General features: G+C 48.1%; 22 protein-coding genes. 5 read left to right on the forward strand and 17 right to left on the reverse strand.

Features of this window, described 5'->3' with window-relative positions; genetic code table 11:
• Positions 1-109: 109 nt before the first annotated feature.
• The 10 genes from GZ78_RS24900 to GZ78_RS24945 all read right to left on the reverse strand — a co-directional run bounded on the left by GZ78_RS24900 (position 110) and on the right by GZ78_RS24945 (position 9960).
• A complete protein-coding gene (locus GZ78_RS24900) occupies positions 110-874 on the reverse strand; it encodes a DeoR/GlpR family transcriptional regulator (RefSeq protein ID WP_034842559.1) in 765 nt (254 codons plus the stop codon).
• 184 nt (positions 875-1058) lie between these two features.
• A complete protein-coding gene (locus GZ78_RS27885; protein WP_081870028.1) occupies positions 1059-2519 on the reverse strand; it encodes a L,D-transpeptidase family protein in 1461 nt (486 codons plus the stop codon).
• A 177-nt stretch (positions 2520-2696) separates the two neighbouring features.
• The gene (gene murB / locus GZ78_RS24910; RefSeq protein WP_034842445.1) at positions 2697-3710 is read right to left on the reverse strand and encodes a UDP-N-acetylmuramate dehydrogenase; all 1014 of its coding nucleotides are present in this window, start codon (positions 3708-3710) and stop codon (positions 2697-2699) included.
• A gap of 13 nt (positions 3711-3723) precedes the next feature.
• Entirely contained in the window at positions 3724-4197 is a 474-nt protein-coding gene (locus tag GZ78_RS24915) for a low molecular weight protein-tyrosine-phosphatase (RefSeq protein ID WP_034842447.1), read from the reverse strand.
• A gap of 27 nt (positions 4198-4224) precedes the next feature.
• A complete protein-coding gene (gene kdsB / locus GZ78_RS24920; RefSeq protein ID WP_034842455.1) occupies positions 4225-5016 on the reverse strand; it encodes a 3-deoxy-manno-octulosonate cytidylyltransferase in 792 nt (263 codons plus the stop codon).
• Positions 5016-5237 carry a Trm112 family protein gene (locus GZ78_RS24925; RefSeq protein WP_034842458.1) on the reverse strand — a complete coding sequence of 74 codons (222 nt, stop codon included), beginning with the start codon at positions 5235-5237 and terminating at the stop codon, positions 5016-5018. The genes kdsB and GZ78_RS24925 overlap by 1 nt, the downstream gene beginning before the upstream one ends.
• Positions 5218-6285, reverse strand: a complete 1068-nt coding sequence (gene lpxK, locus GZ78_RS24930; RefSeq protein WP_081870029.1) for a tetraacyldisaccharide 4'-kinase — start codon at positions 6283-6285, stop codon at positions 5218-5220. Before lpxK ends, GZ78_RS24925 begins: the two co-directional genes overlap by 20 nt.
• A gap of 95 nt (positions 6286-6380) precedes the next feature.
• Positions 6381-6809, reverse strand: coding sequence for an ExbD/TolR family protein (locus GZ78_RS24935; RefSeq protein ID WP_034842461.1), 429 nt, complete (start codon positions 6807-6809; stop codon positions 6381-6383).
• Complete coding sequence (locus GZ78_RS24940; RefSeq protein ID WP_034842464.1) at positions 6809-7438, reverse strand: MotA/TolQ/ExbB proton channel family protein; 630 nt, start codon at positions 7436-7438, stop codon at positions 6809-6811. The genes GZ78_RS24935 and GZ78_RS24940 overlap by 1 nt, the downstream gene beginning before the upstream one ends.
• A gap of 158 nt (positions 7439-7596) precedes the next feature.
• Complete coding sequence (locus tag GZ78_RS24945) at positions 7597-9960, reverse strand: DNA internalization-related competence protein ComEC/Rec2 (RefSeq protein WP_161787488.1); 2364 nt, start codon at positions 9958-9960, stop codon at positions 7597-7599.
• Positions 9961-10479: 519 nt separating this feature from the next.
• On the opposite strand from GZ78_RS24945, the gene GZ78_RS24950 reads away from it, so the two are divergent.
• The gene (locus GZ78_RS24950; RefSeq protein ID WP_034842567.1) at positions 10480-11007 is read left to right on the forward strand and encodes a DUF2062 domain-containing protein; all 528 of its coding nucleotides are present in this window, start codon (positions 10480-10482) and stop codon (positions 11005-11007) included.
• Between the two features lie 316 nt (positions 11008-11323).
• Complete coding sequence (locus GZ78_RS24955) at positions 11324-11614, forward strand: hypothetical protein (RefSeq protein ID WP_034842466.1); 291 nt, start codon at positions 11324-11326, stop codon at positions 11612-11614.
• 168 nt (positions 11615-11782) lie between these two features.
• On the opposite strand, the gene GZ78_RS24960 is transcribed toward GZ78_RS24955, so the two are convergent.
• Positions 11783-13417, reverse strand: coding sequence for an IS1634 family transposase (locus GZ78_RS24960; RefSeq protein WP_034840661.1), 1635 nt, complete (start codon positions 13415-13417; stop codon positions 11783-11785).
• A 565-nt stretch (positions 13418-13982) separates the two neighbouring features.
• Here GZ78_RS24960 and GZ78_RS24965 point away from each other — a divergent pair.
• Entirely contained in the window at positions 13983-16943 is a 2961-nt protein-coding gene (locus tag GZ78_RS24965) for a hypothetical protein (protein ID WP_152558937.1), read from the forward strand.
• 65 nt (positions 16944-17008) lie between these two features.
• On the opposite strand, the gene GZ78_RS24970 is transcribed toward GZ78_RS24965, so the two are convergent.
• Together GZ78_RS24970 and GZ78_RS24975 are read right to left on the reverse strand one after the other, a co-directional pair.
• Positions 17009-17704, reverse strand: a complete 696-nt coding sequence (locus GZ78_RS24970; protein ID WP_034842472.1) for an ABC transporter ATP-binding protein — start codon at positions 17702-17704, stop codon at positions 17009-17011.
• Positions 17697-18941: a lipoprotein-releasing ABC transporter permease subunit gene (locus GZ78_RS24975; RefSeq protein ID WP_034842475.1), complete on the reverse strand. Its 1245-nt coding sequence runs from the start codon at positions 18939-18941 to the stop codon at positions 17697-17699. The genes GZ78_RS24970 and GZ78_RS24975 overlap by 8 nt, the downstream gene beginning before the upstream one ends.
• Before the next feature lie 212 nt (positions 18942-19153).
• Here GZ78_RS24975 and GZ78_RS24980 point away from each other — a divergent pair, with 212 nt between their 5' ends.
• Positions 19154-19531: a hypothetical protein gene (locus GZ78_RS24980; RefSeq protein WP_152558938.1), complete on the forward strand. Its 378-nt coding sequence runs from the start codon at positions 19154-19156 to the stop codon at positions 19529-19531.
• Between the two features lie 184 nt (positions 19532-19715).
• Here the strand turns inward: GZ78_RS24980 and GZ78_RS24985 are convergent, their stop codons facing one another.
• The 4 genes from GZ78_RS24985 to rlmKL form a co-directional block, all read right to left on the reverse strand.
• The gene (locus tag GZ78_RS24985) at positions 19716-20045 is read right to left on the reverse strand and encodes a hypothetical protein (protein ID WP_152558939.1); all 330 of its coding nucleotides are present in this window, start codon (positions 20043-20045) and stop codon (positions 19716-19718) included.
• Between the two features lie 49 nt (positions 20046-20094).
• A complete protein-coding gene (locus GZ78_RS24990) occupies positions 20095-21408 on the reverse strand; it encodes a hypothetical protein (protein ID WP_152558940.1) in 1314 nt (437 codons plus the stop codon).
• Positions 21409-21630: 222 nt separating this feature from the next.
• Positions 21631-23115, reverse strand: coding sequence for an oligopeptide:H+ symporter (locus GZ78_RS24995; protein ID WP_034842572.1), 1485 nt, complete (start codon positions 23113-23115; stop codon positions 21631-21633).
• Between the two features lie 286 nt (positions 23116-23401).
• Entirely contained in the window at positions 23402-25588 is a 2187-nt protein-coding gene (rlmKL, locus tag GZ78_RS25000; protein WP_034842481.1) for a bifunctional 23S rRNA (guanine(2069)-N(7))-methyltransferase RlmK/23S rRNA (guanine(2445)-N(2))-methyltransferase RlmL, read from the reverse strand.
• Between the two features lie 255 nt (positions 25589-25843).
• On the opposite strand from rlmKL, the gene rmf reads away from it, so the two are divergent.
• A complete protein-coding gene (gene rmf, locus GZ78_RS25005) occupies positions 25844-26059 on the forward strand; it encodes a ribosome modulation factor (RefSeq protein WP_434000746.1) in 216 nt (71 codons plus the stop codon).
• Positions 26060-26291 lie beyond the last annotated feature (232 nt).

Consider the following 26291-nt stretch of genomic DNA (forward strand, 5'->3'; position numbering starts at 1 on the left):
GGCATTTATTTTCCAGTGGTCAAGCCACCTGATTTCATTCATTCCAGACTGAAATCAGGAGCTCAAAAAAAAGGAGAGGCAATACCTCTCCTTTTTTATTCACAAGAATCTAGCCACAAATCACAACTTCAATGGCTGAGTCTGCCATAACCTCTTTGAGCAGCTCCGGTGGTTCAACATCGGTAAACAATGAATCAATCTGTTCAAGATGCCCTAACCTGACCATAGCGCTTCGGCCGAATTTACTATGATCTGCGGCCAGCAGTGACTGCTTGGCATTTCCTATCATTGCCTGTGCAACCCTGACCTCATGATAATCAAAGTCCATGAGAGAGCCATCCATATCGATACCACTGATACCCATAATTGCATAGTCGACTCTAAACTGTTCGATAAAATCCCGGGTAGCCTGACCCACTATACCGCCATCGCGATTTCGAACCTCACCACCTGCTATCACAACGGTAAAGTCCTCACGCTGCAACAATATTGAAGCCACATGAAGATTATTGGTAACTACTCTCAAGGCCTTATGATTCAACAGAGCTCTGGCTACCGCTTCTGTCGAGGTACCAATGTTGATAAAAAGTGATGAACCGTCGGGAATTCTTTTGACCAGCTCAGCAGCGATCTGGTCTTTTTCTTTGCTAAGACTCATTTTCCGCTCAGAATAAGCGGTATTAACGGTACTGCTTGAGGGCATTCCTGCCCCACCATGATGTCGTGAGATCAGGTTCTGTTTATCGAGCTCATTCAGATCTCTACGGATTGTTTGGGGAGTCACTTTAAAGTGCTGCACCAGCTCATCCGTCGTTACAAAGCCATGCTGACGAATCAGCTCTACAATCAATTCCTGGCGATGGGTTTGGGGTATAGAAGATACAGCGGCTGTCTTGGCAGTCATCCGAAAACTCTTGTCAGCGAGATCACTCAGTCATTCAAAGCAGACTGAGCGTTCAATCTATGGAGATTTTCTAATCAATTCCGTCAGGATACCAACTTCAAATGCCCATAGCTAAAAAAATCGAAGCACTTACAGCGAAGATTCTGTACATCCCTTACAACTTGGCTAGCAGTGCATCATCCAACTTGTAAACATCCTGTCGAAAGCGTATCCGCCCATTACTGTCAGGCCAGGCAGTAAAGTAAACAAAGTAAAGAGGAACTGATTTCCTGAGCTTCAATTTACCCGTCTCACTGGTTGACCCCAAAGATCTTGCCTCATGCCCCATACCCTGACTTTTCAAAATATTGCCAATTAAATGCTCAATATTTTCAACACGAGTACACCCGGAACTGAAGGTTCTTACTGAGCGCTTAAACAACTCTGGCTTATCAGTGTCATGCAAATAGATACTATAAGCATTAGGGGAGTCCAGCTTGTATTTTCCCAGACGATTCACTTTTCCCGGTTTTTGCTCCAGCCGATACGGAAACGATCTACGACTGTACTTCTTCCAATTGATTGAATCAGGGTCGAGCTTTCTTGCGCCTGCTTTCCAGCTGGCATAGACCGAAAAGCCCTCCTTCTTAAGAAACCCCGGATCTTTCTTGGCTTTTTGCAGTAATGAGGTCGACGATATAGAGCTGGGCACCCGCCAAAAAGGATTTACAGTGATACTTTCTATACTCTCCTGAAAAACCGGTGTTTGTTTGGAGGGCTTCCCTACAATAGCCCGATAATTTTTCTGCCTTCCTTCACTTGTTACCCAGGCAACATTAAAGCCAGCTATATCAACTAATACATGAGGGTAAGGCAGTGATCTGGGCATCCACCGCATTCGCTCCATATTAACCTTTAACACTTTGATCCTTTCCAGCGTCAAGGCAACCAACGCCTGGCGAGTGCGTTGACCAAAAAAACCATCGGAGCGAATTCGATACTGTTTCTGCAGTTTTTTGATCACCGACATATGCGATCGACTGTATTGCCCTGCTGGTAAACGATCAGCCAGATCCAGATCAATCAACCATTGATTTAGAATTAATATCGAAGGATGACGATCCCCCTCTTCCAGAACCATATCAACCGGAAAGTGATCACCCGACGTCTCTAGCCGGTTATAAAATCGTTGCAGCGTTTTTTTGAACAACCCGTATTGAGGCAGCTTGGGCTCTATGAGATCCAGCGAATTTGAATCCATGTGCTCCTGCAGAACAGGTAACGCAGGACTGTCTGCAATCTTCCAACCAGGCTGATAAACCCTCCTGTCCAAGCGCCCGGTGTCCAGATAGGCAGCAAACTCAGAAGCCACTTTTCGAACATTTTGCTCAGAAGGGTCAGTAGCTAATTGCAGCCACTGACTTTGGGGAATATCAATACCATGCTGAGAAGCCGTTGACATCCAACTGATCAACTGTTGACTGGAAGCCGCTTCAGAGTGCCCTTCACTTTTAATTTGAACACTCGGTTCAGAAGGAACAGAAAGCCACTCTTCAGCAGATACAGCTGCAGTAAAAAGACCTGATGACAGGTATGACAAAATAGTCATGAGCGAGGAAAACAAGGAACTGCGCATGAAAACTCCGTTTTACAGTACAAGCCTTACTGCATTACAGGCTTTCATCGAACAGGAAACATCTCGTACTTTCTTAAGAGTAGACAGCCTGTAAACGGGGTTTTTCTTTACAATCAGAAGGGAAACGAAATGCCAAAAAACTGGCACTCCGCCATCATTAGAAGAAGGAAAAGGAAGTCAGTAGACCCTGGGCTCCATTTCCAGCTCGACACCAAACCGGTCACGGACTACATCCTGAATATATTGAGCAAGCCCCAATAAATCTTCAGGTACAGCACCCCCATGATTAACCAATACCAGGGCCTGATTATTAAATGTGCCAACAGCACCCTGACGAAAACCTTTAAGACCTGCCCGATCAATCAACCAGCCTGCCGCCAGCTTCCATCGACCCTCAAAGGGAAAAGCCACAATATCAGGATAATCAGCCTGCAGTTTCTTTAACAGGCTTTCGCCTACCACCGGGTTTTTAAAAAAACTCCCGGCATTACCCAGCACCCGAGGGTCTGGCAGTTTTTCCATGCGAATATCACAAACAGCTTCACTGATCACAAAAGCATCAGGACTTCCTTCAGAGCGCTGCTCTACTTCCTCCTGCAATCGACCATATGCAAGCCTTGGGGATAATTTGGCATCCAGAGCAAACTCAACAAAGGTGATAATAAAACGGTCACGGGCTGAATGTTTGAAGATTGAATCACGATAGCCAAACTGACAATCTGCGAGAGAGAAAGTTTTCAGTTCTCCCGACTTCATATCCAACGCGTCGAGACTATGCAAGAAGTCCTTGATCTCAACCCCATAAGCACCAATATTCTGAATCGGTGCAGCCCCGACATTACCCGGGATCAGGGAAAGGTTCTCAAGACCAAATGCCCGCTCACCCAAAGTCCAGCGGACAAACTCATGCCAGTTCTCACCGGCTCCAGCTGTTACACGAACAAGCTCATCACCTCTGGATACAACCTCTTTGTCGCAGATATTAACGTGGACAAACAGGGCCTCCTGATCACCACTCAGTATCAGATTACTTCCCCCCCCTAACGGAACAACAGGAAGATTCTTTTGACAGGCAAAATGAACGGCCTCACGAAGATCTTCAACTGAACTTGCTTCTGCAAAATAGCGGGCATTGACCCTGAAACCAAAAGTGTTCAGGGCCTCGAGGGAATAATTTTCAAGAATTCTCATTAACTACCGCGATTCACTCTGAGCATGATTTTTGAATGCGCTCCAACAGTGACTGCCCACCCCGTTCAACCAGGGAGAGCACATCTGAAAAACCTTGTGCTCCCCCATAGTAGGGATCGGGTACTTCACTCTCAGGAGCATCACTGAATGACAGGAAAAGCTGAACTTTATGGCTGTACTCTGGCGGACACATAGCCAACAGATCACTGAGATTACTCTCATCCATTGCCAACACATAATCAAATTCTTTGAAATCTGAAGCACAGACCTGTCGGGAACGAATAAAAGACAAATCATAACCCAGACGAGCAGCTTCCTTGATGGATCGCCCATCTGGTTCTGCCCCATTATGCCAGCCGCTGGTACCTGCTGAATCCACCTTAATCTGACCTGATAAACCAGCCTTTTCCACTTGATGTGCAAAAACACCATGAGCGGTGGGAGAGCGACAAATATTCCCCAGACAGACAAAGAGTACTTTCATCATCCTTTTTTACCCTTGCTTAACAGGCACTCAGGAAATATCAGCCAGCCTGCTTTTCATGAGAGCCCTGACAGCGTTGAGATCCTCTTCCGTATCAACCCCATGTGGAGGCGCTTCCATGGCATCAGCCACATGAATACGATGCCCGTTCCAGAGCAGTCTTAACTGCTCAAGCGACTCTATAGATTCAACAGGGCTTTGCTCCCATTGCACATATTGATTAAGCAGACTGACACGATAGGCATAAATTCCAATGTGACGCCTGAAAATATCCACTGCTGGCAGAGAGTCCCCACTATTGGAAAACTCATTTCTGGCCCAGGGCATGGGAGCACGACTGAAGTACAAGGCAAAGCCTTCACGATCAGTCACCACCTTCACCACATTAGGATTAAACAAATCTTCTCGATTGCGAACAGGCTCAGAGAGTGTTGCCGCCCCTGCCGATGTTGCCTGTATCAGATTACCGGCAACCTGATCAATCACTTTGGCCGGGATCAGCGGCTCATCACCCTGAACATTAACAATAACTTCGTTGTCACTCATCTCATGCAGACGCGTAACTTCCTGAAGGCGATCCGTTCCGGAAGGATGACCCGCCAGGGTCATACAAGCCTCAGCACCAAAACTTTCAGCCACTTTGATGATACGTTCATTATCTGTAGCAATAATGACGCGAGTCGCCCGACTTTCACAGGCTCGCTCATAGACATGCTGAATCATGGGCTTGCCACAAATATCAGCCAAAGGCTTGCCGGGTAAACGGCTGGAGTTGAATCGAGCAGGTATCACTACAGTAAACGGGGCAGTGGAAGCACTCATCAGGCAGAAGTATCCTCTTGAGAAGGTGCCGCCTCGCCACCCTCCAGTCGCTCATCGACCGTCAGGGTGCGGGCTTCGTTTTCCAGCATGACAGGAATACCATCACGAATTGGATAGGCCATACCACAGGGACGACAGATCAGCTCAGCCGCTGACTTATCGAACTTCAGATCGCCCTTACAGTGGGGACAGGCCAGAATCTCAAACAGCTTCTTGTCCATGGGTATCCTTATCTGACCGACTCTGCGGCCCTTTAGTTTCAATCAGTTTCAGAATTCGTTCAAATACCGGTTCAGGCACTCTGGCCTGAACCGGCAGAAACCAGAAACGGGATTCTGCGAAAGCAGAGCATTTTACTGCATCCTTGGCCGTCATGATAACGGGTAGATCATCCCGAAACTGAAAATCCTCTTTTCCAAACAGGTAATGATCAGGAAAAGGGTGAGGAATGACCTCATAACCAAGCCCTTCCAGCGTTTTGAAAAAGCGCTCCGGATTACCTATACCTGCCACGGCATGTACTTTTCCAGGGGCAGGAGGCTGGGCCTCATTTTGCCTGATAACAGGCTTGAGCCCATCTGGCTCGAGAAAAAAGCTCACAGCGTCGCAGTCGCAACTCAGAGGCCTTGAAGGCTCACCATTAATGAGTACCTGATCCGCTTCCCTGAGCCTTTCAGGAGACTCCCTTAAAGGGCCAGCTGGCAGAATCAAACCATTACCCAGCATTCTCTGGCCATCAATCACCACTAACTCGATGTGGCGATCCAGATTATAATGCTGAAGGCCATCATCAGCGATCACGAGATCACAGCCTTTCTGTTCGATCAGTGTCTGAGCTGCAGAAACCCGATCGGGATCCACCATAATAGGGATATTCAACTGTTGAGCCAACATTACGGGTTCATCACCCACCAGTGCCGGATCCGAGTCAGGAAAGACCTCTGCAGGCACATCAATACCTTTCCCTGCCCCAAACCCTCGACTGGCAATACCCGGACTAAACCCCTGGTGCTGCAGTCGCGCTACCAGGCTGGCAACAAAAGGGGTCTTGCCTGTCCCCCCAACCGTAATGTTGCCAACAATAATAACCGGCACTGAAGACTGCCAGCGCTCAGAACGCTCCAGCTTCATCCGGCGGTGTCGGGCAATGCGAGTATACAGAAAGGATAAAGGGAGCAGAATACGGGTCCAGAACCCGCTGCCATACCATGAGTTGAGAACCGAGTCGCTGAAGACTGCCTGCCAACGACGAGATTCCTTGCTTTCCATGAGGGATAAATCACTCTGTCAGTAATAAAATGTCAAACGCAGCCAAACAGGCTGCGCTTTTCTTAAAAATAAGTAGCCAATAAGCTAGCTTACCATTACTGTTCTGATTCTACAGGTTTTCGGGTGGTCATACTGAGATTTGCAAAGCCCAGCTGACCGGCAGCGTCCATGGCGGTCACTACAGATTGATAAGGCGTCTTGGCATCTGCCGTGATAATCAGGGGAAGAGCCGAGTCTCCCTCACTGACTTTTGCCAAAGCATTCTTCAAAGTATCCAGGCTACTGTTCACCAGAGACTTGCCATTCACCGCAAAATCACCTTCCCGACTGATGGTAATTTCTACCTGAGTTTTCTCTACTGACTCTCGCTGCTCACCACTGGCTTCTGGTAAATCAATGGCCAGCTGGGTTTCCTTGGTAAAGGTAGTGGAAACCATAAAGAAGATCAGCAATAGAAAGACCACATCAATCAGCGGCGTCAGGTTCAGCGAGACCTCTTCCCGGGACTGGCGACGAAACTTCATCACTTACCCTCGCGGTCTTTCAGCTTTCGCTCTCCCTGAAGCACTTCCACCAGCTTGGTGGCTTCTTGCTCCATGGTCACTACCAGCTCATCCACACGACGGGTAAAGTAACGGTGAAAGATCAGAGTCGGGATCGCAACAGTCAGACCCGCTGCAGTAGTAATGAGCGCCTTGGAGATACCGCCTGCAAGAACTCCGGCATTACCCGTACCTTCCAGCATAATAACCGTGAAGACATCGATCATACCGATGACCGTACCCAACAACCCCATCAAGGGAGCAATTGCAGCAACGGTTCCCAGAGTATTGAGATAACGTTCCAGCTCATGAATCACTCTGCCGGCCTGCTCCTCAATACTTTCTTTCATAATATCGCGGCCATAGCGGGCATTACTGATACCAGCTGCAAGGATTTCACCCAGAGGGGAGCCCTCTCTCAGACCACTGACTTTCTTGCTATCCAGATCATTATTTTTGATCCACTTCCAGACCTGAGACAAGGTATTTCTGGGAGCAATACGTGACGGCCTGAGTGTCCAGAGACGCTCAAAAATAATCGCCATGGCAATAACAGAACTAAGCAGGATTGGCAGCATCAGCCAACCACCGGATTTCACCAACTCGAACACAGCACATTCCCTTCCAAGTTTCTAAGGCTGTTTAATAAAAAGACTCTATCATGAGCACTGGGTTAAGACCACGAGCACATGCGTATCAACCGCAATATTGCTGACAACAATACAAAAAAAAGAAGGACAGGTATAAATAATGAGCTTTTAATCACAAGTCAGCGCCACCAATATCGTGCCTTTTGTTTTTTATAGCTTTCCACACGAGTAATGGCTGTACCCATTTTAAAGCTGAGTGTCCCCAATGCTGCCGTGTTATAAAGACTGGCCCCCATCTGCTCAACACGACCCACCGTTTCTTTAGCAGGATGTCCAAACGGGTTTCGATACCCGGTCGAAACAAGCACCTGCGAAGGATTAACCTGTGCCAGAAAGCGTTCAGAGCCAGAAAACCGGCTGCCATGATGAGGTAAAAGAAGGTAATCAGCCTTAAGGTTTTCGAACTGATTGAGTAAATACGTTTCCGTTTTTTTCCCAATATCACCAGTCAAGAGTAGCGACTGATCACCTGCAGAGACCCTCAACACACAAGAGCGCTCATTGTCAGAAACGGCATACCGGCTACCGGATAACACAGCAAACTCAACACCATCCCACTCCCATTGCATACCTGGAAGACAGGGGCTCAGATGTCCTTCAAACCCTGAGATACCAGAACCTGTCAATACTTCGGTATCGGGGTAATGTTGATGAATCACTTCAAGCCCACCTGAATGATCATTGTCCCCATGAGAAATCATGACACGATCCACATGATGAACACCTGACCGGTTCAGATAGGGCACAATGACGCTGTTGGCAGAGTTGAAACGGCCTCTCGAAGCCATTCCGGTATCATACAACAAGGTATTTTTACGCGTTGTTAAAAGAACTGAAATCCCTTGACCAACATCCAGTACCGATACTTTTACTTCTCCCTCCTCAGGACCAAGGTTAACCGGGAAAAACAGGGGCAATATCAAAAAAGGGACAAGTGCTCTCAACCCCAGCGCTCCGGGTGCAGCCAGAACCAGTACCGCCAAGGCAACCAGAAGCAGCTGCATCAGCCCTATGCTGACCACAGGCAAATAAACAGGAACGGATGCTACCGAAGCTAACAGCAGGTTCCATAGCCTGAAAGCACCATCCAGTAAATACAGAAGTCCTTCCGAAGCGGGACTGTATAAAGGCTGCAACACCAGGGCGAGAAATGCAGCAGGCACAACCAGCAACCCCATCAGTGGAATAGCTACGAGGTTAATCAGTGGGGAGAACAGGGAGACCGACTGCTGATTGAATAGCAACATCGGAGACAACATCAAAAAAACCAGCCACTGCGGTCTGAACCAGAGCCTTTGCACCTTGCCTACCCAAAGCTCGTCTCCGGCTTTCATGAAAACCCGGCCACAACAACCATAAAGCAAAATACCAACAGCCGAAAAGGAGTACCAGAATCCGGCTCCAGTAATGGCCAAAGGTTCAATGGTAAGCACCACGCAAATAGCCAGCAAAAACAGTGTCAGAGGTCTTGCTCTAAACCCTAAAAAAGGTCCTGATAATGCCAAACCGGTCATCACCAGTGCTCTTTGTACAGGTACAGTAAAACCTGCCAGAAAGGCATAACCCAGAGCAAGCAGTAAACCAAACCCTGCCGCATATCGAGGGAGCGTGATCAATCTCAGGGGCATAAACCCGTAGCGCCCCAGGAGCATCAACAACCAATAACCCAATGCAGCCATAAGACCTATATGCAGACCCGAAATAACCATAAGATGAGTAGTGCCTGACTGGTTCAGCCATTGCCATTGCTGAGACGAAATGCCTGACTTATCACCGATTAACAGAGCCGATAACAAGCCGGCAGAGTCCTCGCTGCAATGATCATACAGCCATTGCCGCACCGAGCCCCGAAGGCGGTTCCTTAAATAGCTAACCCCTTCAGCTCCTGCTATTTTTTCGCCGGTTTTGACATAACCAATGGCTTGTATTTGCTCCCGTGCAGCCCACGCTTCTTTGTCGAACGCACCCGGGCTTCGATTCCCTTGAGGGTGTTTGATACGGACCTGCAATTGCCAAAGCTCCCCCTCCTTAATGTCAGGTGCCTGATACCAACTCAATCGAATCTTATTAAGATGCTCAGAGGCCTCTCCCTGCATCGTTTTTACTTTGAAATCAAAGCGAGTAATCCCATGCTGATAACCAGGAAGGTCAGTAACAAACCCCGTGACAGAAAGCGTTCTGCTTTCAAAGACTTTATCGATCCAACTCTTCTGCAGCCCTTCAGCATGTAAAAGTCCTGTAAAGATTCCAGTCACACCCAGCCCCAGATAGAACAGGATGACCAGGGAAAAACGACACTGACCATGACCTTTACCGAACACAGTCAGGTGCTCACCACATCGGGTAAACAGCCCCGAAGAACGACCCAACCGTTTTAATGCATCTGATAGAGTGACTTGGCAAGCCCCAGCCTTTATTATGAGCGGCAACAACCCTGTCATGATCAACAGCACACCCAAAACGCCGATAACCCTGATAGACATTTCGCCTGGTATTACCGGAAGCAGCACAGTCAGCACTACCCCTAGCAAATAGCTACAGTACCCTGTGGGAAGATGGATAGTGTGTTTCATTTAATAAGTGCATAATGTCGAGCGAAATAAACCAGACTCATCTGAGCCTGACACTCAGGACCGATTCACAGCATAGTCATCAAGATGGGATTATGCTGACAGGTGTTGCTGATTTGATGTTCAGTTAACAACTGACTCTGTTCAAGCCGTTACCAGTCTGGGCATCTGTGACAGGCTGGGTGATTTGTGAAATGAGAATTACAATCTACACTGTTCTCACGTAGCCATGAACAAAACATGCTGTCTGGCAGCAATGGGAAACTGGCAGCGTTTTATAATAAGTGCCACAAGACTGCCTGATCAAAACAACCGGAGAAGACCCTTTTTGCGGACATGAACCCTTACATCGGGCTCATTGCTGGTAAAGCGACTTCTCCAAACTGCAGACTGAAATCAGTCTCAGATCAGAAAAGAGTACAGTTAAGGGACATGGCGAGGAAACTAATACAACGCTACCTGCCGGATCCGGGAACCATCAAGGGCAACCGTCACCTGCGGTTTCTGGGCAGTGCCATTCATGATGCCAACCTATGGCACTTGAATCGACGTTCAGCAGCCAGCGCTTTTTTTGTGGGCGTATTCTGTGCGTTCATCCCCATACCATTTCAAATGGTGGTGGCTGCTGTACTGGCGGTTATATTTCGCTGCAACCTGCCGTTATCCGTAGCTCTGGTCTGGATTACCAATCCCGTTACCATGCCAGCCATCTTCTATTTCACCTACAAGGTAGGGTGCCATATTCTGGATGTGCCCGTCAGCGAAACGTCCTTCGAGCTGACTGTCCACGGTGTCGGCGTTGAACTGGCAAGGATATGGAAACCCCTCTATCTGGGGTCATTGATTACGGGTGTTATAGGGGGACTTGTAGGCTACCTGCTAATCAGACTTTACTGGCGCTGGAACGTTATTCATCACTGGCGACAGCGTCACAAGCGATCAGCCTGCAAAAAGCCATAGATGCACATTGAACCGCTCTATGCCGATAATTGCATGGCAAAATTCAAGCTCCCGAAAAAATGAGCCGACACTCCATTAAACGATTTCCCAAACGACATTTTCAGGAAAACTCGCCTCAGTGACTTGCATTCAGACTTCAGACTCAGCGAAAGAAACCGGTTTAACCCATTGAATGACTGATTTTCACTCAAAATGCGACATTTTCATTCTATCACTATGGACAGGAGGCGCCCGTCTTCCTATAGTGGACAACATGAGTTAAAGCGCTCACCTTTCGAAAAACTCTTTTTGACTCCTCGGTAATCCAAATACTGCCATGCAAAGAAGCTTCCAAAAGCGCAAGCCAAAGCTGGAAGGTCGCGGTGTGCTTGAGAACATCAGCACCGAAGGCCCACACAGTGACTGGTTGGGTATGCCCGATTATTACATTCATACACTGACTGTATCTGGCGATGAATTCAAGTACCTCTCAGCTGACAAGACTCTTGATGTCAGCAAGGGCGATACTGTCGTCTTCCGCTACAAAGAACAGGGTAAAGAAAAGCGTATTGATAAGCGCTCGCTGGGGATCTATATTGACCCTAGCCAGTATATGAACGACGCTTGATTCATACTTACAGGACTGCACTTCTATGGGGGTGCAGTTTCTGCAAGCCCTCTCTTCCCGCCATTTAGTACATAAAGCTCACACCTCTTCTACAGGAAAAAAGGAAAGCTTTGAAAGCACTGCTATATTAATGAATTCTTATATTTAGCCGACATTCACCACCCCGAATTAGGAATAAATTTCTTGGTACGTTGACCCCAAGACAAGGACTATTGTCGTCATACTCTCCGAGAGACCGATTACATGTTTCTCCGTCCCGTTGACCGTTAACACATGGACACCCGAAAAACAGAAGAAAACCCACCTGCCTGTAGGGTTCTGGGCTGGCTTTTTCTTCATGTCAGGAAACGTCCGACTTTGCCTTTTCAGCTCATGACGAATCCGGTGCTGGATAGCAGCATAGACCATCAGGCAAAGCGTCATCACCATTAATAAAGCCTCAATGCGTTCCGGCTTCTTCAGATACAAAGACGACACCAGAAAGTCCGGGCTTTTCAGAAAACGGAAGCCCCTTTCAACCTGTTGCTGAGATTTGTAAGTCCTGAGCAGTTCTGCGGTGGTCAGTCTGCCTGTATCAGTGTCGTTCGTAGCGAGAACAAAGCAACCCAGCGATGCCTCAGCATCCCGTCGGGTTTGCACAGTGACCGAGCAACACCCTGTCACGAAGTACTCCAGATGATCCGGCTCTGCCCCGTGAGCGGGACGACCTTTGGTCTTGTAACAGGGCTTTGAAATAATCTGTGGCTCAGCCTGACAGAGTTCAGATTGCTTTTGCCACTGCTTGAAGGCTTCAAGGGCGTCCTTCTCGCACCGGAACGCTTTTTTGCCCAGTTTTTCCAGTTTCTTGCACTCTGCCAGAGATTTTTTCTGCATACGTCTTGTCAGTGTCTTCTGTTCAGTTTTCCGGCTTTGCTTGTTGCGGAATAAAACCCAGCGTTGTTCTACGCCAGCATAATCAGACGACACCTTTATGGCTTCGTAATGCTCAAAACCTTCCACAGCCTTCATAGTGCGTGTTGGCGCACTCTGCACCAGCTCTTTGGCGGCGGCGATATTGAGGGGAACACGGGAAATGAACCACTGCCCTTGTTGATCCAGTTTTTGAAGCGTTTCTGCTACATACAACGCAGCATCAGCAACGAAGTAACGGGCTTCCAGTGCGGCCTTGAAACTCTTCAGGTGCTGGGATACGACCCACTGAAAACTCGTCTTGTCGGTCACATTGCCGCTGGCAGCGGCCATAAACATGGGAATGCCCGCTTTGTTTTCGGTCATCAGAAGCAAAATGGCCTGGTTCAGGTCTGGCCGATGGTCACGGCTGTAGCCTTTGCAAATCCTGATGCAATTAAGGTCTTCGTCGCTCTCCTCGCTGTCGCTATTATAACGACCATCGACGTGTAGGCTTGTACCGTCAAGGTTTAACGCCTCGCATGGCAGCTTGAGGCTCTTTGCTACCTTGATAGCCAGCTCGAAATAGACTTTACTGACATCCAGGTTGAACATCTCATCCAGTGCTCTTCCGAGCACTTTGTCGTTTAAGTGCTCAGGTTCGACTCCCTCCCTGATCAGCTTGTCGAGGGGTTTGTTGTCGAAAAACTGCGGAAACATATGGAGAGATTGCCCAACGAACCCCAAGCCATTGAGAATCATGGCGAGAATGCACTCACCATGAGAAACCTTCCACTCGTCGGACTGCTTTGGGGCACGCTGGTCAATGTGTTCGACGATCCCAAGCTCTTTGCACATTCCTGCGACTAAGCCGAGGTGATCCATGACCTGAGTGCGGTACTGAACAGGAGGCATAAGACGGTTTCCTGATATTTGCTTATCTGATAAATAGCAGACTTCAGGAAAATGTCAGGTTAGGTGGTGAATGTCGGATTTAGATATGGCAAAATGCAGTATGAGATTATACGGAACCCGGTCTCTTATCTTTTTTCTGTTTTGCCTGCCTTTTGTTTCATCGTGTTTCGCCACCCCTTCTTTCCTTGAAAGGTCTTTTGAAACCCAGCACTATCAATGCACTCAAACTGGACCTCTAATTACTCATTCACAAGACCACTACCTTGATCATCACAACGCTCCTCTAAAGGTTTATCTGGGTCAAACCCTTTTTTTGCTTCTGGATTTCGTCTCTAAAAACAGTTTGATCTGCTTTAAGTCATCCCCTTTGTCACAACCATCTGACTTATACGAGAATACTAATTCTTTTAGAGTGAGTCGAAAGCCTGTCAGCCCTGACTTCCCCCCCCTTCCGAAACGACCAAAGCCGTTTACATCGCACAAAAAGAGTGCCGATGACATCCCTACCCAAAAAAACATTAAGCCTTCTGTATGGAAGCATCTGATCAATACTCAGCACTATCAATTGCCTGACAAGCTCTTGGATGGACTCAATCCACGTTCAAACTTCTTGTTACTCATAGCAGATTTCCTTGCAGTCATCCTCCCCCCATTGCTGAATAATCTTTACCAACAAGAGCAGACGGAAGAAGCAAACGAGCCTTTGATCACCCATGCCAGTCTTCATATTTATTACACTCAACAGGAAGGTCAAGCCGCTCATTTTTTTCTCGCTGAAACCTCAATACATGATCAGCTTCATATCAGCAATCTCACTCAATCCATGCTCGAAGATCCCTGGCTACAGGAACAACTGAATCAGCAAGCAGATTCTCATACCTTGCCAACTAAAGCAGAAAGAGATGCAGAGCTGATGCAATTACAATTCATGGCAGCCAATGCATCAGGAAGCTACCGAAGAATACTTCTCGATTTGATAACAGTTCTGATAGCCGATGATCTTGGAGAGTTTGGCAGACTGCCCACACCGGATGAAATGGAGCAGATCAGACGAGAAAATATACACGCAAACCATATAGATTATTTAACTAGAAGATATCTACGCATTCAGGAAGGAAGAGACGGCTATTCCATTGCTGCCATCGATCCAGAACACCCGCTTTCCGAAACCCAACAGATCCGGGTAGAGACATTCCCCTCTTTGCAGACCTTGCTATCCACAACCCTGGAAATGATGGAAGCCCGAAACCTGGCAGACCAGATGAACAACCTCCTTTCAACCGAGCCACAACCCTCTCCGGAACCATCAGATGCGGATAAGGACGAATCAAAAACACAGCCTCTGTCCAGCAATAGCAAAGAGGATAAAAAGTCAGATGCAGCTAAACCGCCTGAAAAACAGAAGAAAGACGAAGAAGATGCACGCAGACAGGAGCACCCTCAGGATACGCCTCCACCTCCCGTGTCAGGAGCTACTCACGTTGTCACTGATGGAGCCCAGAAAACCTTCCGCAACAGACCCCAGACGTATGAGATGGCGAGATTATTGATGGGTGTTACGCCGAATCATGATATATACCGAACATTAAGAAGTTATCTGATAAACGACATTGAACTCAAAGACCTCAGTACCTTTATCGACAGCTGCTACGATGCCATTCATCTTTCTATTCGTGAATCCCCTTTTTCCTTTAAAGTCCCCGCACAGACCCTCATTATGTTTACCACCCTCAAGCGCATGCGAGAAGACTATCTTAATTGGGTGGAGAAACAAAAATCGGACCTAAGTTCGCAGGACTTCAAGCGTCAGCTTGAACTGGCACAAATACAGTTATTGAAGCAACTCATTGACTACACCGTCTTTGAAGACCGTCCGGGACTGTTAGTGACTCAACTGGCCAAAACTCTGCCAACGGCAACGTTTGATCAAATTCTTGATGTGCTTAAAAACTCCCAGACCAGGCCCGGTAGACACTCTTCAGCTGCTGACACCGTTGGCTACCGCGACCATGATCAGCTGGAACAAAATGGTGTTACTGTATTTATCACCGATGTCGGTACCTCGCCTGTACCTGTTCGTTGTCTGGTAAGGCAACATGACAAAGTAATGGTTTGCTCTTCCGATATACCTGTCACATCATCTGAACCTGCTGCAGCCAAGCCTAATCCAAGGGATGAAACTCTGGGTTCATCACTGCAAAACACCTTGCAACACTCTGGTGACCTGAGAGTGCTGACACACCCGGAAAGCAGTTTTGCAATGACCGGAGAAGCCACGATAGAACAGACTGAACGACAGAAGAAAATACAGGGACAGATAGCCAGAGACCTGGTTCGCTCTAATCTGTTTTTCAGCGTCACCGTAGGAAAAGAAACCATTGTTTTCTATGACAACAAGCAGGCCATCGCTTCCATCCGCTCGCATCTTATTGATATGACGCCGGCTGGCAGCAAACCCTTAACCCGTAAGCGATCAAAAAGCTTCCGATCAAGAACCCGGCCAAAAGCCTCACCCACCGACATTGATACCAGCATGGACGGTGTTGTCCAGTACCGACTGATTCAAGGATTTCTTGATTATGTGGACCTCTATCTTTCAGCCAACCCTGCTCTGGCTCAGTCCATAGCCTTTGCTTCCACCCAGGCATTGGGCAATGATGCTTACACTTTCATAATGAAAAATCTTGAAAGAGGTATGGAGCATGCAGTTGCCTCTCAGGGAGACGTTAGACTCCTTCTTAACCGGGCTATAGGCTCAACCGAAACAGACTTTATCTATGAGTCTCCGTTCCCTGAATTTGCTCCTCCCCCCTGGACAACGGGCGACGTGGTCTCAAAGAAACGTCCAAGCATTGGTGGCTTATGGATTATGGGTCAGTTTGTGCAGGGAGCTAACAATGTTTGGAGAGCAACAGGTCTCTCCTGGATTTATGATATTCAGGAAGATAACATTGATCTGATGCAGACACTGGACATAACAGACGGTCAGCCACACTTCCCTGACAGTCCACTAATGACCTGGGAACAAGCTCTGGCAACACTCTCTCGAATAAACAGTAATGAGCATAACCCATCTGAACACTCATCCAGCATGCATACCCCATCAGAACGCTCATCGGTCTTTCTGGAGAGCGATAGCCCACCCGGACTGTTCAGATCGATGTCAGATACTGCACTTGATGAGGCGACAGGCCGATACCACTCCCGAGAACCGGGTTCACGAATTCCGTCCAACTACCCTGCAACTGTCGTCAACCCAATATCTGCTACTAATCTGAGAAGAGCACCGGTTCGTGATCTTTCTGCAGAGAGAGATACACCAACGCCCTATACCATTGACCCCTTTATGGACACCAATCCAAGCCTATCACTGCTCCCTCAGTTACCAGGTGCTGTGTTCCCTTTGCTCCACTCATCCTCAACTATACCTAACCACGAAAGGAGTTATAGCGACCCACTGATATCAGAGAGCAGTTCCAGCAATTCAAAGGGTGATAGTATCGGAAGAGATATTCAGGAGCCGTAGCTTCCAAAGAAAACGTCAACCGTCCTTTATCAATAAAAGGCCGGCTTACTAAAAGAACTAAACCGTTAAGGGTCCAAAATCAGAGTGCCAGACTCCAGACGAAACACTCGATCCATCTGCCTGGCCAAACGCATGTCATGGGTAACGACAATAAAGCTGGTCGTAAACTCTTGACTGAGAGATTGCATCAAACCATGCACTTTCTCGGCCGTATTAGGATCCAGATTACCCGTAGGCTCATCCATAAACACCAGATCAGGCTCCGTGACCAAAGCTCTGGCAATAGCTACACGCTGACGCTCTCCTCCGGATAACTCTGCTGGCTTATGCCTGGCTCTTGCTATCAGTCCAACCGCATCCAGCAGTTCCTCGGCTTTATCCTTAATCTGCTTGATCGACGTATTCTTTCTTAAAAGCAGGGGCATGGAGACATTTTCCAAAGCAGTAAACTCTGGTAAAAGGTGATGAAACTGGTACACAAAGCCGAGGTGGCGATTCCGCAATTCATTCTGATGAGCGTCTTTCATAGCAGCCAGTTCATGACCACACACTCTGATCTCCCCCGAAGAGGGGTGATCCAGACCCGCCAGCAATTGCAACAATGTCGTTTTTCCTGACCCGGAACTGCCGACAACAGCCACCCTTTCTGAGGGCCCAACGAACAAATTAACGTCTTTCAGTACTTCCAGCTTTTCCGGGCCTTCTTCGAAGCTTTTGGCCAGAGCTTTGCACTCTAATACCGCCTTAATGGATTCAGTCATAACGAAGCGCCTCTGCTGGCTGGGTTTTAGAGGCTCTCCACGCGGGATACAGGGTCGCCAGGAAACTCATGGATAGACCTGCAATACTGATGACTGCAACATCGCGCCATTGCAATTCAGAAGGCAGGTAACTGATGAAATAGACGTCAGGGCTCAGGAATCGGATACCCAGTAAAGACTCCAGACCAGAAACAATTTCAGAAACATTCAATGCTGCAATGATACCCAGCACTATCCCCAGGAGTGTTCCAACTACACCTATCAAAGAGCCCTGAACCATAAAGATGCCCATAATCGTTTTTGGGCTGGCTCCCAGCGTTCTCAAAATGGCTATGTCAGACTGCTTGTCTGTGACCACCATAACCAGGGTGGAAACAATATTGAAAGCGGCAACCGCAACAATCAACGTCAGTAGCAGACCTACCATGGTCTTTTCCATCTGAATAGCCTGGAAAAGTTGTCCCTGGGTTCGAGTCCAGTCCTGCACGTAGTAACGGCCTGGCAACTGAACGGCGACATCCCAGGCCAGTTTGGGGGCTTCGAACAGGTTTTCCATCTTCAAACGAATGCCTTCAACGCCTTCTGACACACGCATGAATCGAGCTGCATCCTGGATATTGATATAGGCCAGACTACCGTCCACCTCAGCTCCAACAGAAAAGATACCGACGACAGTGAAACGTTTAAGTCTGGGGAAAACCCCGGCCAGGTTAACATTGGCTTCAGGCAACACCATAGTCACCTTGTCACCCAGTGTCACACCAAGGTACTGGGCCATAATCTCACCCAGCACGATTCCAAACTCTCCGGGTTTAAGTGCTTCCAGAGCCCCCTGGGTCATATGCTGGTTAACAATGGAGACCTTCTCTTCATAAGCCGGGTCAATACCATAAACCATGGTGCCCCGCACCTGACTGCCACTGGCCAGCATCCCCTGGCCGTCTACAAAAGGAGCCGCTGCAACAATACCTTTATGTTCAGAGACCTGGTCAAGAACCTTCTGCCAGTCCTGCATGCCACCCGATGCGGAAGTGATAGTGGCATGGGGAACCATACCCAGAATTCGCTGTTTCAACTCCCTGTCAAAGCCATTCATGACCGACATAACAATGATCAATACGCAGACGCCCAGGGTCAGCCCAACCATCGACATCAATGAAATGAAGGAAATAAAGTGATTCCTTCGTTTAGCCCGGGTATACCTCAGGCCGACAAAAAACGGTAATGGTCTGAACATTTAGAATTTTTAAGGAGTCAATGGTTGTGAAGTTCGCTATTATAACCCCAACAGTCCGGTACGAATAAGATTGTTTGCATTTCCTTGCAAAAGCTTCAGTCTCCACATGCCCATAACGGAAGAAAAATCATAACAGGAGCCACGGAGCTGACTGCTCTACGAGCCTGATTGAGAATAGTGCTTGAGCATAATGTCCATGAGAAGAAGAAAGTATGACTGACATGAACCGTTTACTATCAGCCCCGTTACTGACCCTTTCCATGACCTTACTGGGTCTCTCAAGCTTCAGCCTGCAAGCTTTTTCAGCAGAAAAAGGTGACAGCATTGCTGTACCAGTCGGCAGCCAGTCGGCTGCACTTCGCAGCACGGTGTTGATACCGGAAAGAGGTCAGAGCATGCAATCGGTCAAGGACCGACTGGGCTCACCGGAACTCACTGAAACCGTTGGAAAGCCTGTTATTACCACGTGGAAATACAAGGATATGACGGTTTATTTTGAGGATAAAACAGTCCTTAGAACGGTTGTTCACCCGAATCAGAAATCAACGAAACCTACGACTGTAGCGGCTGACTCTACAGCCCAACCGTAGTTTACCGGCGCCGTGTTCTGGTTGAGTTCTCTATGCTGAGAACACTCCAGTGATTGTCGGCGTTTTCGATCACGGCCAAGGATGGGAACGTGGTCTGAAGTATCTCTAGAGTATGCCCCCCTCCAGCTTCCGTTTGGACAAACTCCCAGATACCGTCCGCAAGAAACAGCAGTGCTCCGTGACCTTACCAAGTAGCGGGTGTTGTAACCAGTACCGGCGAACCAAACCACCAGGCAATCAATGGCAACATGCCCGTGTGCCCCCACATCTGAAAACCTGCGTATTCTACAAAAGCCAGAGCGGCAAGCTCTTCGATAGAACTCATCCCGTTTGCCAGAATACTGTTGAGCAATGAGAGTGTCTCCGGGGACTCATTAAGTGTGTTCCAGGCCAGCAGAATAATCTGCTGAAACAGGGCTTCTCCAGTTATCCCCAAGCCCATGGAAACAGCCAGAGCCTGATAAAAGCAATCGTTATCCTTGGCGACCGGACAGCGGCAGATACCTGCGGGCAAAACCGAAGGTTCACCGGTAACATTCGGAAAGCTAAAGCGTTAGCCCACTCTATTCCTCTCTCACATACTTCCCGTGACATCGATCAAAATGATTCTGACAAAGGCTCTCCCGGTTATAAGAAGCGGAGCAGCCATAGAATGGACAAACAAATATCATATGCTGGTTGTGTATATGCTGAATGAGCCCAATGACATTTCCAGTCTGATAATGACAATCGTCATGAGGACAAACCATCACTATGCCATGACTATACATATGCAGCATGTGCTGGTGCATGTGAAGCAAATGAGTGTGAGTGTTACTACTCGTGTACTGACACAGATCACACACATAAATAACTTGCTGCACAGGCGGTGTTCCGACAATGGGCTGAAGCGTCACGTCTCCCTCGGGTAAAGACTCACCCACAGACACTGTCTGGACCTGAGCGTGAGGGCTAGTCCCAATCCTGCAACGACCCAAACGACAGACAACACTTCTTTGATCAGGGCCGGTTATCACAGAATGGGAGTGATACGTCAAGGCATGGTCAAGGGCATTCATCTGCCCAAGGGGAGTCATCTGCCCAAGGGGAGTCATCTGCCCAAGGAGAGTCATCTGCCCAAGGAGAGTCATCTGCCCAAGGAGAGTACCTTGATGGCAGCATGGCTGTTGATAAGCCATCGATTGAGAATGTTCCTGCCAAAGATGCGATTGAACCTGATAAGATTCAAGACCCGTAAGATCCTTACGACAGCGCCTGATACCACAATAGCGTTTTGGCTTATGCTTGCTACAGCAAACTATGCATCGTCTCTCATGCCACCGCCCCCTGCACTCTTCACAGACCAGCTGACCACAGCAGGATGTTCGTAAGCCATCACCACACTCCTCCCCACAAATAACACACACCCATTGTGAAAGATCAGTTTTATCCTCTGGTAGAGACTTACCTCCTGTATCTTTATCATCCGGAGGTTCATCACCACCCGCTCCCAACGTGACCGCAAAACGACCCGTTACCACGTCAGCATAAGAACGTGAGGCCGTTTTTTGTTCATCAGCCGAAGTGATCACTGACTGACTGGGTTGAGATTGACTACCTGAAGGGCATTCCAGTATGCAGATCAACATCTGCGAATATTTCCACTCAGCACCAGGTAATACCAGAGATTCATCAAAAGCACCTACTGCTCGTTTATCCAGATGATCATACGAACCTGAGTCAAACAAAGAACTGAGACCAGCCAGCACCGTTACAAGCAGTGTTTGCTGCATGACTTCAGAATGAGTCGACAGACCCTCAACACAAGCACCGTGCACCGGTATAGAACTGCACAAAACCCAGAAAAACAAAGACAGTTGAAGAGATGGTCTGGACATTGTTCACCCAATGATTAGATAAGCAGCTCGGAGGAAACCCAACCTCACTCAGCCCCTGTTATTTGGCATTCAGGGTAGAACATTCTATAAATATTTTGACTGAAATCAGGAATTTTACAGAGAACGATAGTTTGTCATTGACTATCTCTAAGACTTTCATAATAAAAAAGGCGACTGTCGTTAAACAGTCACCTTTTATTTAGCTAGAGCTTGTCAGTTTAATCAGGCAGTAGCCAGCTCTGCCCGACCTTCTTCTTCAGAGGTCATCAATTTATTCAGCTTTGGTGCCGTCATAAACATGACCAGAGCAACCGCAGCAGAAATCAATCCCATGGTCTCAAAGAAATGACTGTATACCGGCAGAGTTTCCAGTGCTGTCGGAGCCTGACCCGGGTCCACAGCGGTGAAACCCGCCACATAACCAGCAACTACAGAAGCGGCTGAAGAAGTCAGGAACCAGGCGCCCATAATGAAACCGTGCATGCGCTTTGGCACCAGCTGAGCCACCATGGCAAGACCAAGGCCACTGATCAGCAATTCACCCAGAGATTGAGCCAGGTAAGTACCTACAATCCAGCCCGGATCAACCAGCCCTTTGGCACTGGCAAACTGAGCGGCCAGAGGAATCAAAAGAAAGCTCACGGAAGTCAGAGCCATACCCAGAGCAAACTTTGCAGGCATGCTCATGGCTTTACCTGTGACACCACTGCGATTATAGAGGTAAGCCAGTACCGGGCTCGCTACCATAATCCAGAATGGATTCAGAGACTGGAAAGAGACTGGATTAATTTCAAATCCAAAGACAACATGCTCAACATTATGAATGGTAAAGAAATTCAATGATGTTGGCATCTGGTAGTACATGACCCAGAAGACAATCGCTTCCAGCATCAGCACCAGAGCTACGATCATTTTACCACGCTCAACACCCGCAGAAGCCATAATCTCCTTGAGGAAGATCAGAATAACTCCGGTACCCACAACAGTCAGCAGGATATTAGCAATAATCAGGTGATTCAGGACAAAAGCACAGGCAAAGCAAGCTGCTATCACCGCGACAAACACCATAGCAAACTTTTTATAGTTCAGAGGCTTGAAGTCAGGTTCTGAGCCGTAATCAGCTACCCAGTGACGAATCATGAAGTAGTTAGCAAGAGCCACCAGCAGACCAATAGCACTGACCATGAAGCCTACGCCCCATCCAAAGTGGTCGGCCACATAAGGTACGCCCAGCAATGAAATAAATGAGCCTATATTGATGGCCATGTAGTACATGGTGAAGGCACCATCCAGACGGCTGTCGCCTTCTTCATAGCACTTGGCAAGAAGACTGGAAGGGTTAGCCTTGAAAAGACCATTACCGACAGCAACAGTACCCAGCGCCAGATACACCATATGGATATCCTTGCCGGCCACCGCCATGATGACATAACCCGCCATCAGCACCAAAGCCCCGAACACAATGGTTCGCTTGGTGCCAAGAACCTTGTCTCCCAGAAAGCCACCAATGGCTACCAGTCCGTAGACCAGAGCATTAAAGGCACCAAAGATGATAAAGGATTCAGACTCTGGAATATCCAGCTCACGAACCAGATAGACGGCCAGAATAGCCTGAAGTCCGTAGTAGCCAAAACGCTCCCATAGCTCTAGAAAAAAGATCAGATAAAACGGCCTGGGCTGTTTCAGTACATTCAAAGATTGTGACATATAAAGTCTATCCCCTTGCTCCGGCGTGCGACAGTCATTGACTGTATCCCTGGTATTTTTCGATCTTCCTGATCTGTGGGCGGGGGAGATTTCAATAAGTTTATAGTAACATTTTCTGTTTTTTATAAGCTTATTGAGAGCTCTCCCTTTTGTTTTCTGGTTGGCCATAAAAATGACCTTATTTATTAAGTCCTATTGAGAGCCGTTCCAATACCTGTAATTCACACACTCTGACAAGGGGATACCGAGAAAAGGGGATAGCACAATACCTACACGATAGTGCCAGTTACTTTTGCATAATCTTCCAGCTTCGATGAATACCTTTTCGACGCTGAAAATCACGATCAATGGTTTGATGGGTGATCTCTTCCACAACAAACTCCGATTCAACCCTTTCGTCCAGTTTGAATTTTCGGAAATTATTGGAAAAATAGAGAATACCGCTCGAACTGAGCCTTTTAACGGCCAGTTCAATCAGTCTGAAATGATCTTTCTGAACGTCGAAAACGCCTTCAAGTTTCTTTGAATTGGAGAAAGTCGGAGGATCCATAAAGATCAGATCGTACTCGTTCGTGTCCTTTTCCAGCCATTTCAGACAATCTTCACGCTCCAGACGATGACGACGCTCACTCAGGCCATTCAAGGCAAGGTTCTTTTGCCCCCAGCTCAGATAAGTATTGGAGAGATCTACACTGGTTGAAGAAACAGCCCCGCCCATTGCAGCATGAACCGTTGCCGTGGCGGTGTAACAGAACAGATTGAGAAAACGCTTGCCTTCAGCCTCTTGCTGAAGCCTCATTCGCATTTTTCGATGATCCAGAAACAGCCCCGTATCCAGATAATCATGCAGATTAACCAGTAAACGACAGCCGCCCTCTGCCACTTCCATCATCTGATCCTGCTGGTCCTGCCTGACATACTGACTGGCACCGGATTGACGCTCACGCCTCTTCAGTACAATATTCTCATCCGGTATATTCAGCACCTCAGGCGTCACCGCCAGGGCTTCCATTAACCTTTCCTGAGCTTTATCTTCATTAATGGATTTAGGAGCTGCATATTCCTGAACATGCACCCAGTCACGATACAGATCGACAGCCACGGCGTATTCGGGCATATCAGCATCGTAGACACGATAGCAGTCAATATTGTTTTTTCTGGCCCACTTGCTCATCTGCTTGAAATTTTTCTTCAGGCGATTAGCAAACATATTGGCACCTTCAGAAATAAAGGTAACGGTTCTGGCTTCTGCTTGATTGCTTTCCTGCTTCTCTGCAACCGCTTCTCTCGCCTCACGACTGCGAATGTCGTAAAGAAAAAGTTTACAGGGTAAGGCACCGTTAAACAGGGCATAACTTTTTCTGGGTCCCATTCCAAGACTTTTTACCAGATTCGGTGTCCCGGTAAAGATACCGGCTTCCCAACCCGGACAATTCTGCTTCAGTTTTTCTCCCAGATGTTTGTAGAGATACACCAGACTGGCTTCATCTCCCATCCGCTCACCGTAAGGTGGATTACAGATAACCAGCCCGGGCTCAACGTTCTCGCCCATCTCCAGATCTTTAAGCTCCTGCTGTCGTATGGTTATCCGTTTAGCCAACCCGACTCTTTCCAGGTTGGACTTGGCCCGATGGGTCACAGACCCAAGACCTTCAAAACCAATAATGTCAGAACTCATTGCAGCCAGTCCCTGCTGACGGCGCTCACGAGCTTCTTCGAGGACTTTCATCCACACTTTCGGCACATGCCCCATCCAGCGGTCAAAACCAAAACGGGCGCGAAGCAGTCCCGGGGCGATGTCAGCAGCCATCATGCCCCCTTCTATGAGCAAAGTTCCTGCACCACACATTGGATCCATCAGGGTTTTGCCCTGAGCTGCCATTTCAGGCCAGCCCGCTCTGATCAAAATGGCCGCCGCCAGATTTTCCTTCAGGGGAGCTTCACCCGAATCCTGACGATAGCCTCGCTGATGAAGGCTCTGACCTGACAGGTCAATCGACACAAAGGCGCTTTTCCCACGGGCATGGACATTGATTCTCAAATCAGGATTGGCAGCACTCACAGAAGGCCGCCAACCATGATCATCCCTTAGCTGATCCACGATGGCATCTTTAACGACCTGAGCACCGTACTTTGTGTGGTTAATATCTGGCGTAGAGCCAGTAAAATCGACCCTGAAACTGCTCTGATTGTCCAGATGATCATCCCATTCAAAGGTTTTTACCCCCTGATAAAGGTTTTCTTTTGTGTCTGACTTGATCTCACCCAGTCTTAACAGAACACGACTGGCCAACCTGGACCAGAGACAACTTTTATAAGCCACCTCCAGACTGCCAGTGAAGCTCACTCCAGCAACAGTTTCGCGGACAGATTCAGCACCAATGTCAGACAGCTCTTTGGCCAGCAATATTTCCAGCCCCTTGGGGCAGCTGGCAAAGAGTTCAAGCGAACGCTCAGCAAGAGGCGTATTCATAACCTATATTCCAAAATCATTTAAAAACTCAATTTTTATCAGGATTGATTTCTCGACAGCCTGATCAAACTTCGTTAGAACTTAGACCGTAGACTTTCCCTGTAACTATGCTCTCTGGGCTTTTCCCAGCTCCCCGGTTGCAGGAAACCCGGGGAGACTTCCGAAGCTGTCACACCGGACCCCAGGGAATTTTCCGAGTGCTGTACAGGGTGCCAGGGAGGCATTGATAAACGAACCAGCAAGAGGCAGTACCACATGATGAAAAGACAAAAAAGGGATATGACAGACAGAGCCTTTACCAAAGGATATCAGACAGGTGCGTCTGGACGTTCGAAGGATATCTGCCCTCATACGGAACCTCAACTTCGCCAGGCCTGGCTTACGGGCTGGCGGGAAGGTCGAGTAGACAACTGGGAAGGCTTAATTGGTATTTCCGGCCTGCAACGGGCCAATAAAGCCCCCTTCCTCTGAGTTATCCTATCATTTGGAGCCTATAAGCCCCGGTTTCCCGGGGCTTCTTTCGTACATTACTTTTTCATTTCCAGGGCGATGCGCACTGATTATACCAATCAAACTTTCAAACCCCGTTATGAGCAAGCCATTTGAGTCCAATAGGCAATACCCACAGGGCATAAAGGCGGGGTGAGGAGTCATAGCCGTAGCTATGACGACGATCCCCAACGCAGAATATTGGACTCAAATG

Source organism: Endozoicomonas numazuensis (genome assembly GCF_000722635.1).
GTDB classification, from domain to species: Bacteria; Pseudomonadota; Gammaproteobacteria; order Pseudomonadales; family Endozoicomonadaceae; genus Endozoicomonas_A; species Endozoicomonas_A numazuensis.

Bases quoted from the DNA above. Each gene is read 5' to 3' on its own strand.
- GZ78_RS24970 (WP_034842472.1), bottom strand. From the start codon at position 17,704: ATGACTGAATCCATTAAGGCGGTATTAGAGTGCAAAGCTCTGGCCAAA.
- GZ78_RS24995 (WP_034842572.1), bottom strand. From the start codon at position 23,115: ATGTCACAATCTTTGAATGTACTGAAACAGCCCAGGCCGTTTTATCTG.
- GZ78_RS24955 (WP_034842466.1), top strand. From the start codon at position 11,324: ATGCAAAGAAGCTTCCAAAAGCGCAAGCCAAAGCTGGAAGGTCGCGGT.
- GZ78_RS24915 (WP_034842447.1), bottom strand. From the start codon at position 4,197: ATGATGAAAGTACTCTTTGTCTGTCTGGGGAATATTTGTCGCTCTCCC.
- GZ78_RS24980 (WP_152558938.1), top strand. From the start codon at position 19,154: ATGACTGACATGAACCGTTTACTATCAGCCCCGTTACTGACCCTTTCC.
- GZ78_RS24960 (WP_034840661.1), bottom strand. From the start codon at position 13,417: ATGCCTCCTGTTCAGTACCGCACTCAGGTCATGGATCACCTCGGCTTA.
- GZ78_RS24975 (WP_034842475.1), bottom strand. From the start codon at position 18,941: ATGTTCAGACCATTACCGTTTTTTGTCGGCCTGAGGTATACCCGGGCT.
- GZ78_RS24950 (WP_034842567.1), top strand. From the start codon at position 10,480: ATGGCGAGGAAACTAATACAACGCTACCTGCCGGATCCGGGAACCATC.
- murB (WP_034842445.1), bottom strand. From the start codon at position 3,710: ATGAGAATTCTTGAAAATTATTCCCTCGAGGCCCTGAACACTTTTGGT.
- GZ78_RS27885 (WP_081870028.1), bottom strand. From the start codon at position 2,519: ATGCGCAGTTCCTTGTTTTCCTCGCTCATGACTATTTTGTCATACCTG.
- kdsB (WP_034842455.1), bottom strand. From the start codon at position 5,016: ATGAGTGCTTCCACTGCCCCGTTTACTGTAGTGATACCTGCTCGATTC.
- GZ78_RS24945 (WP_161787488.1), bottom strand. From the start codon at position 9,960: ATGTCTATCAGGGTTATCGGCGTTTTGGGTGTGCTGTTGATCATGACA.
- GZ78_RS24990 (WP_152558940.1), bottom strand. From the start codon at position 21,408: ATGTCCAGACCATCTCTTCAACTGTCTTTGTTTTTCTGGGTTTTGTGC.
- lpxK (WP_081870029.1), bottom strand. From the start codon at position 6,285: ATGGAAAGCAAGGAATCTCGTCGTTGGCAGGCAGTCTTCAGCGACTCG.
- GZ78_RS24935 (WP_034842461.1), bottom strand. From the start codon at position 6,809: ATGAAGTTTCGTCGCCAGTCCCGGGAAGAGGTCTCGCTGAACCTGACG.
- GZ78_RS24925 (WP_034842458.1), bottom strand. From the start codon at position 5,237: ATGGACAAGAAGCTGTTTGAGATTCTGGCCTGTCCCCACTGTAAGGGC.
- rmf (WP_434000746.1), top strand. From the start codon at position 25,844: ATGATGAAAAGACAAAAAAGGGATATGACAGACAGAGCCTTTACCAAA.
- rlmKL (WP_034842481.1), bottom strand. From the start codon at position 25,588: ATGAATACGCCTCTTGCTGAGCGTTCGCTTGAACTCTTTGCCAGCTGC.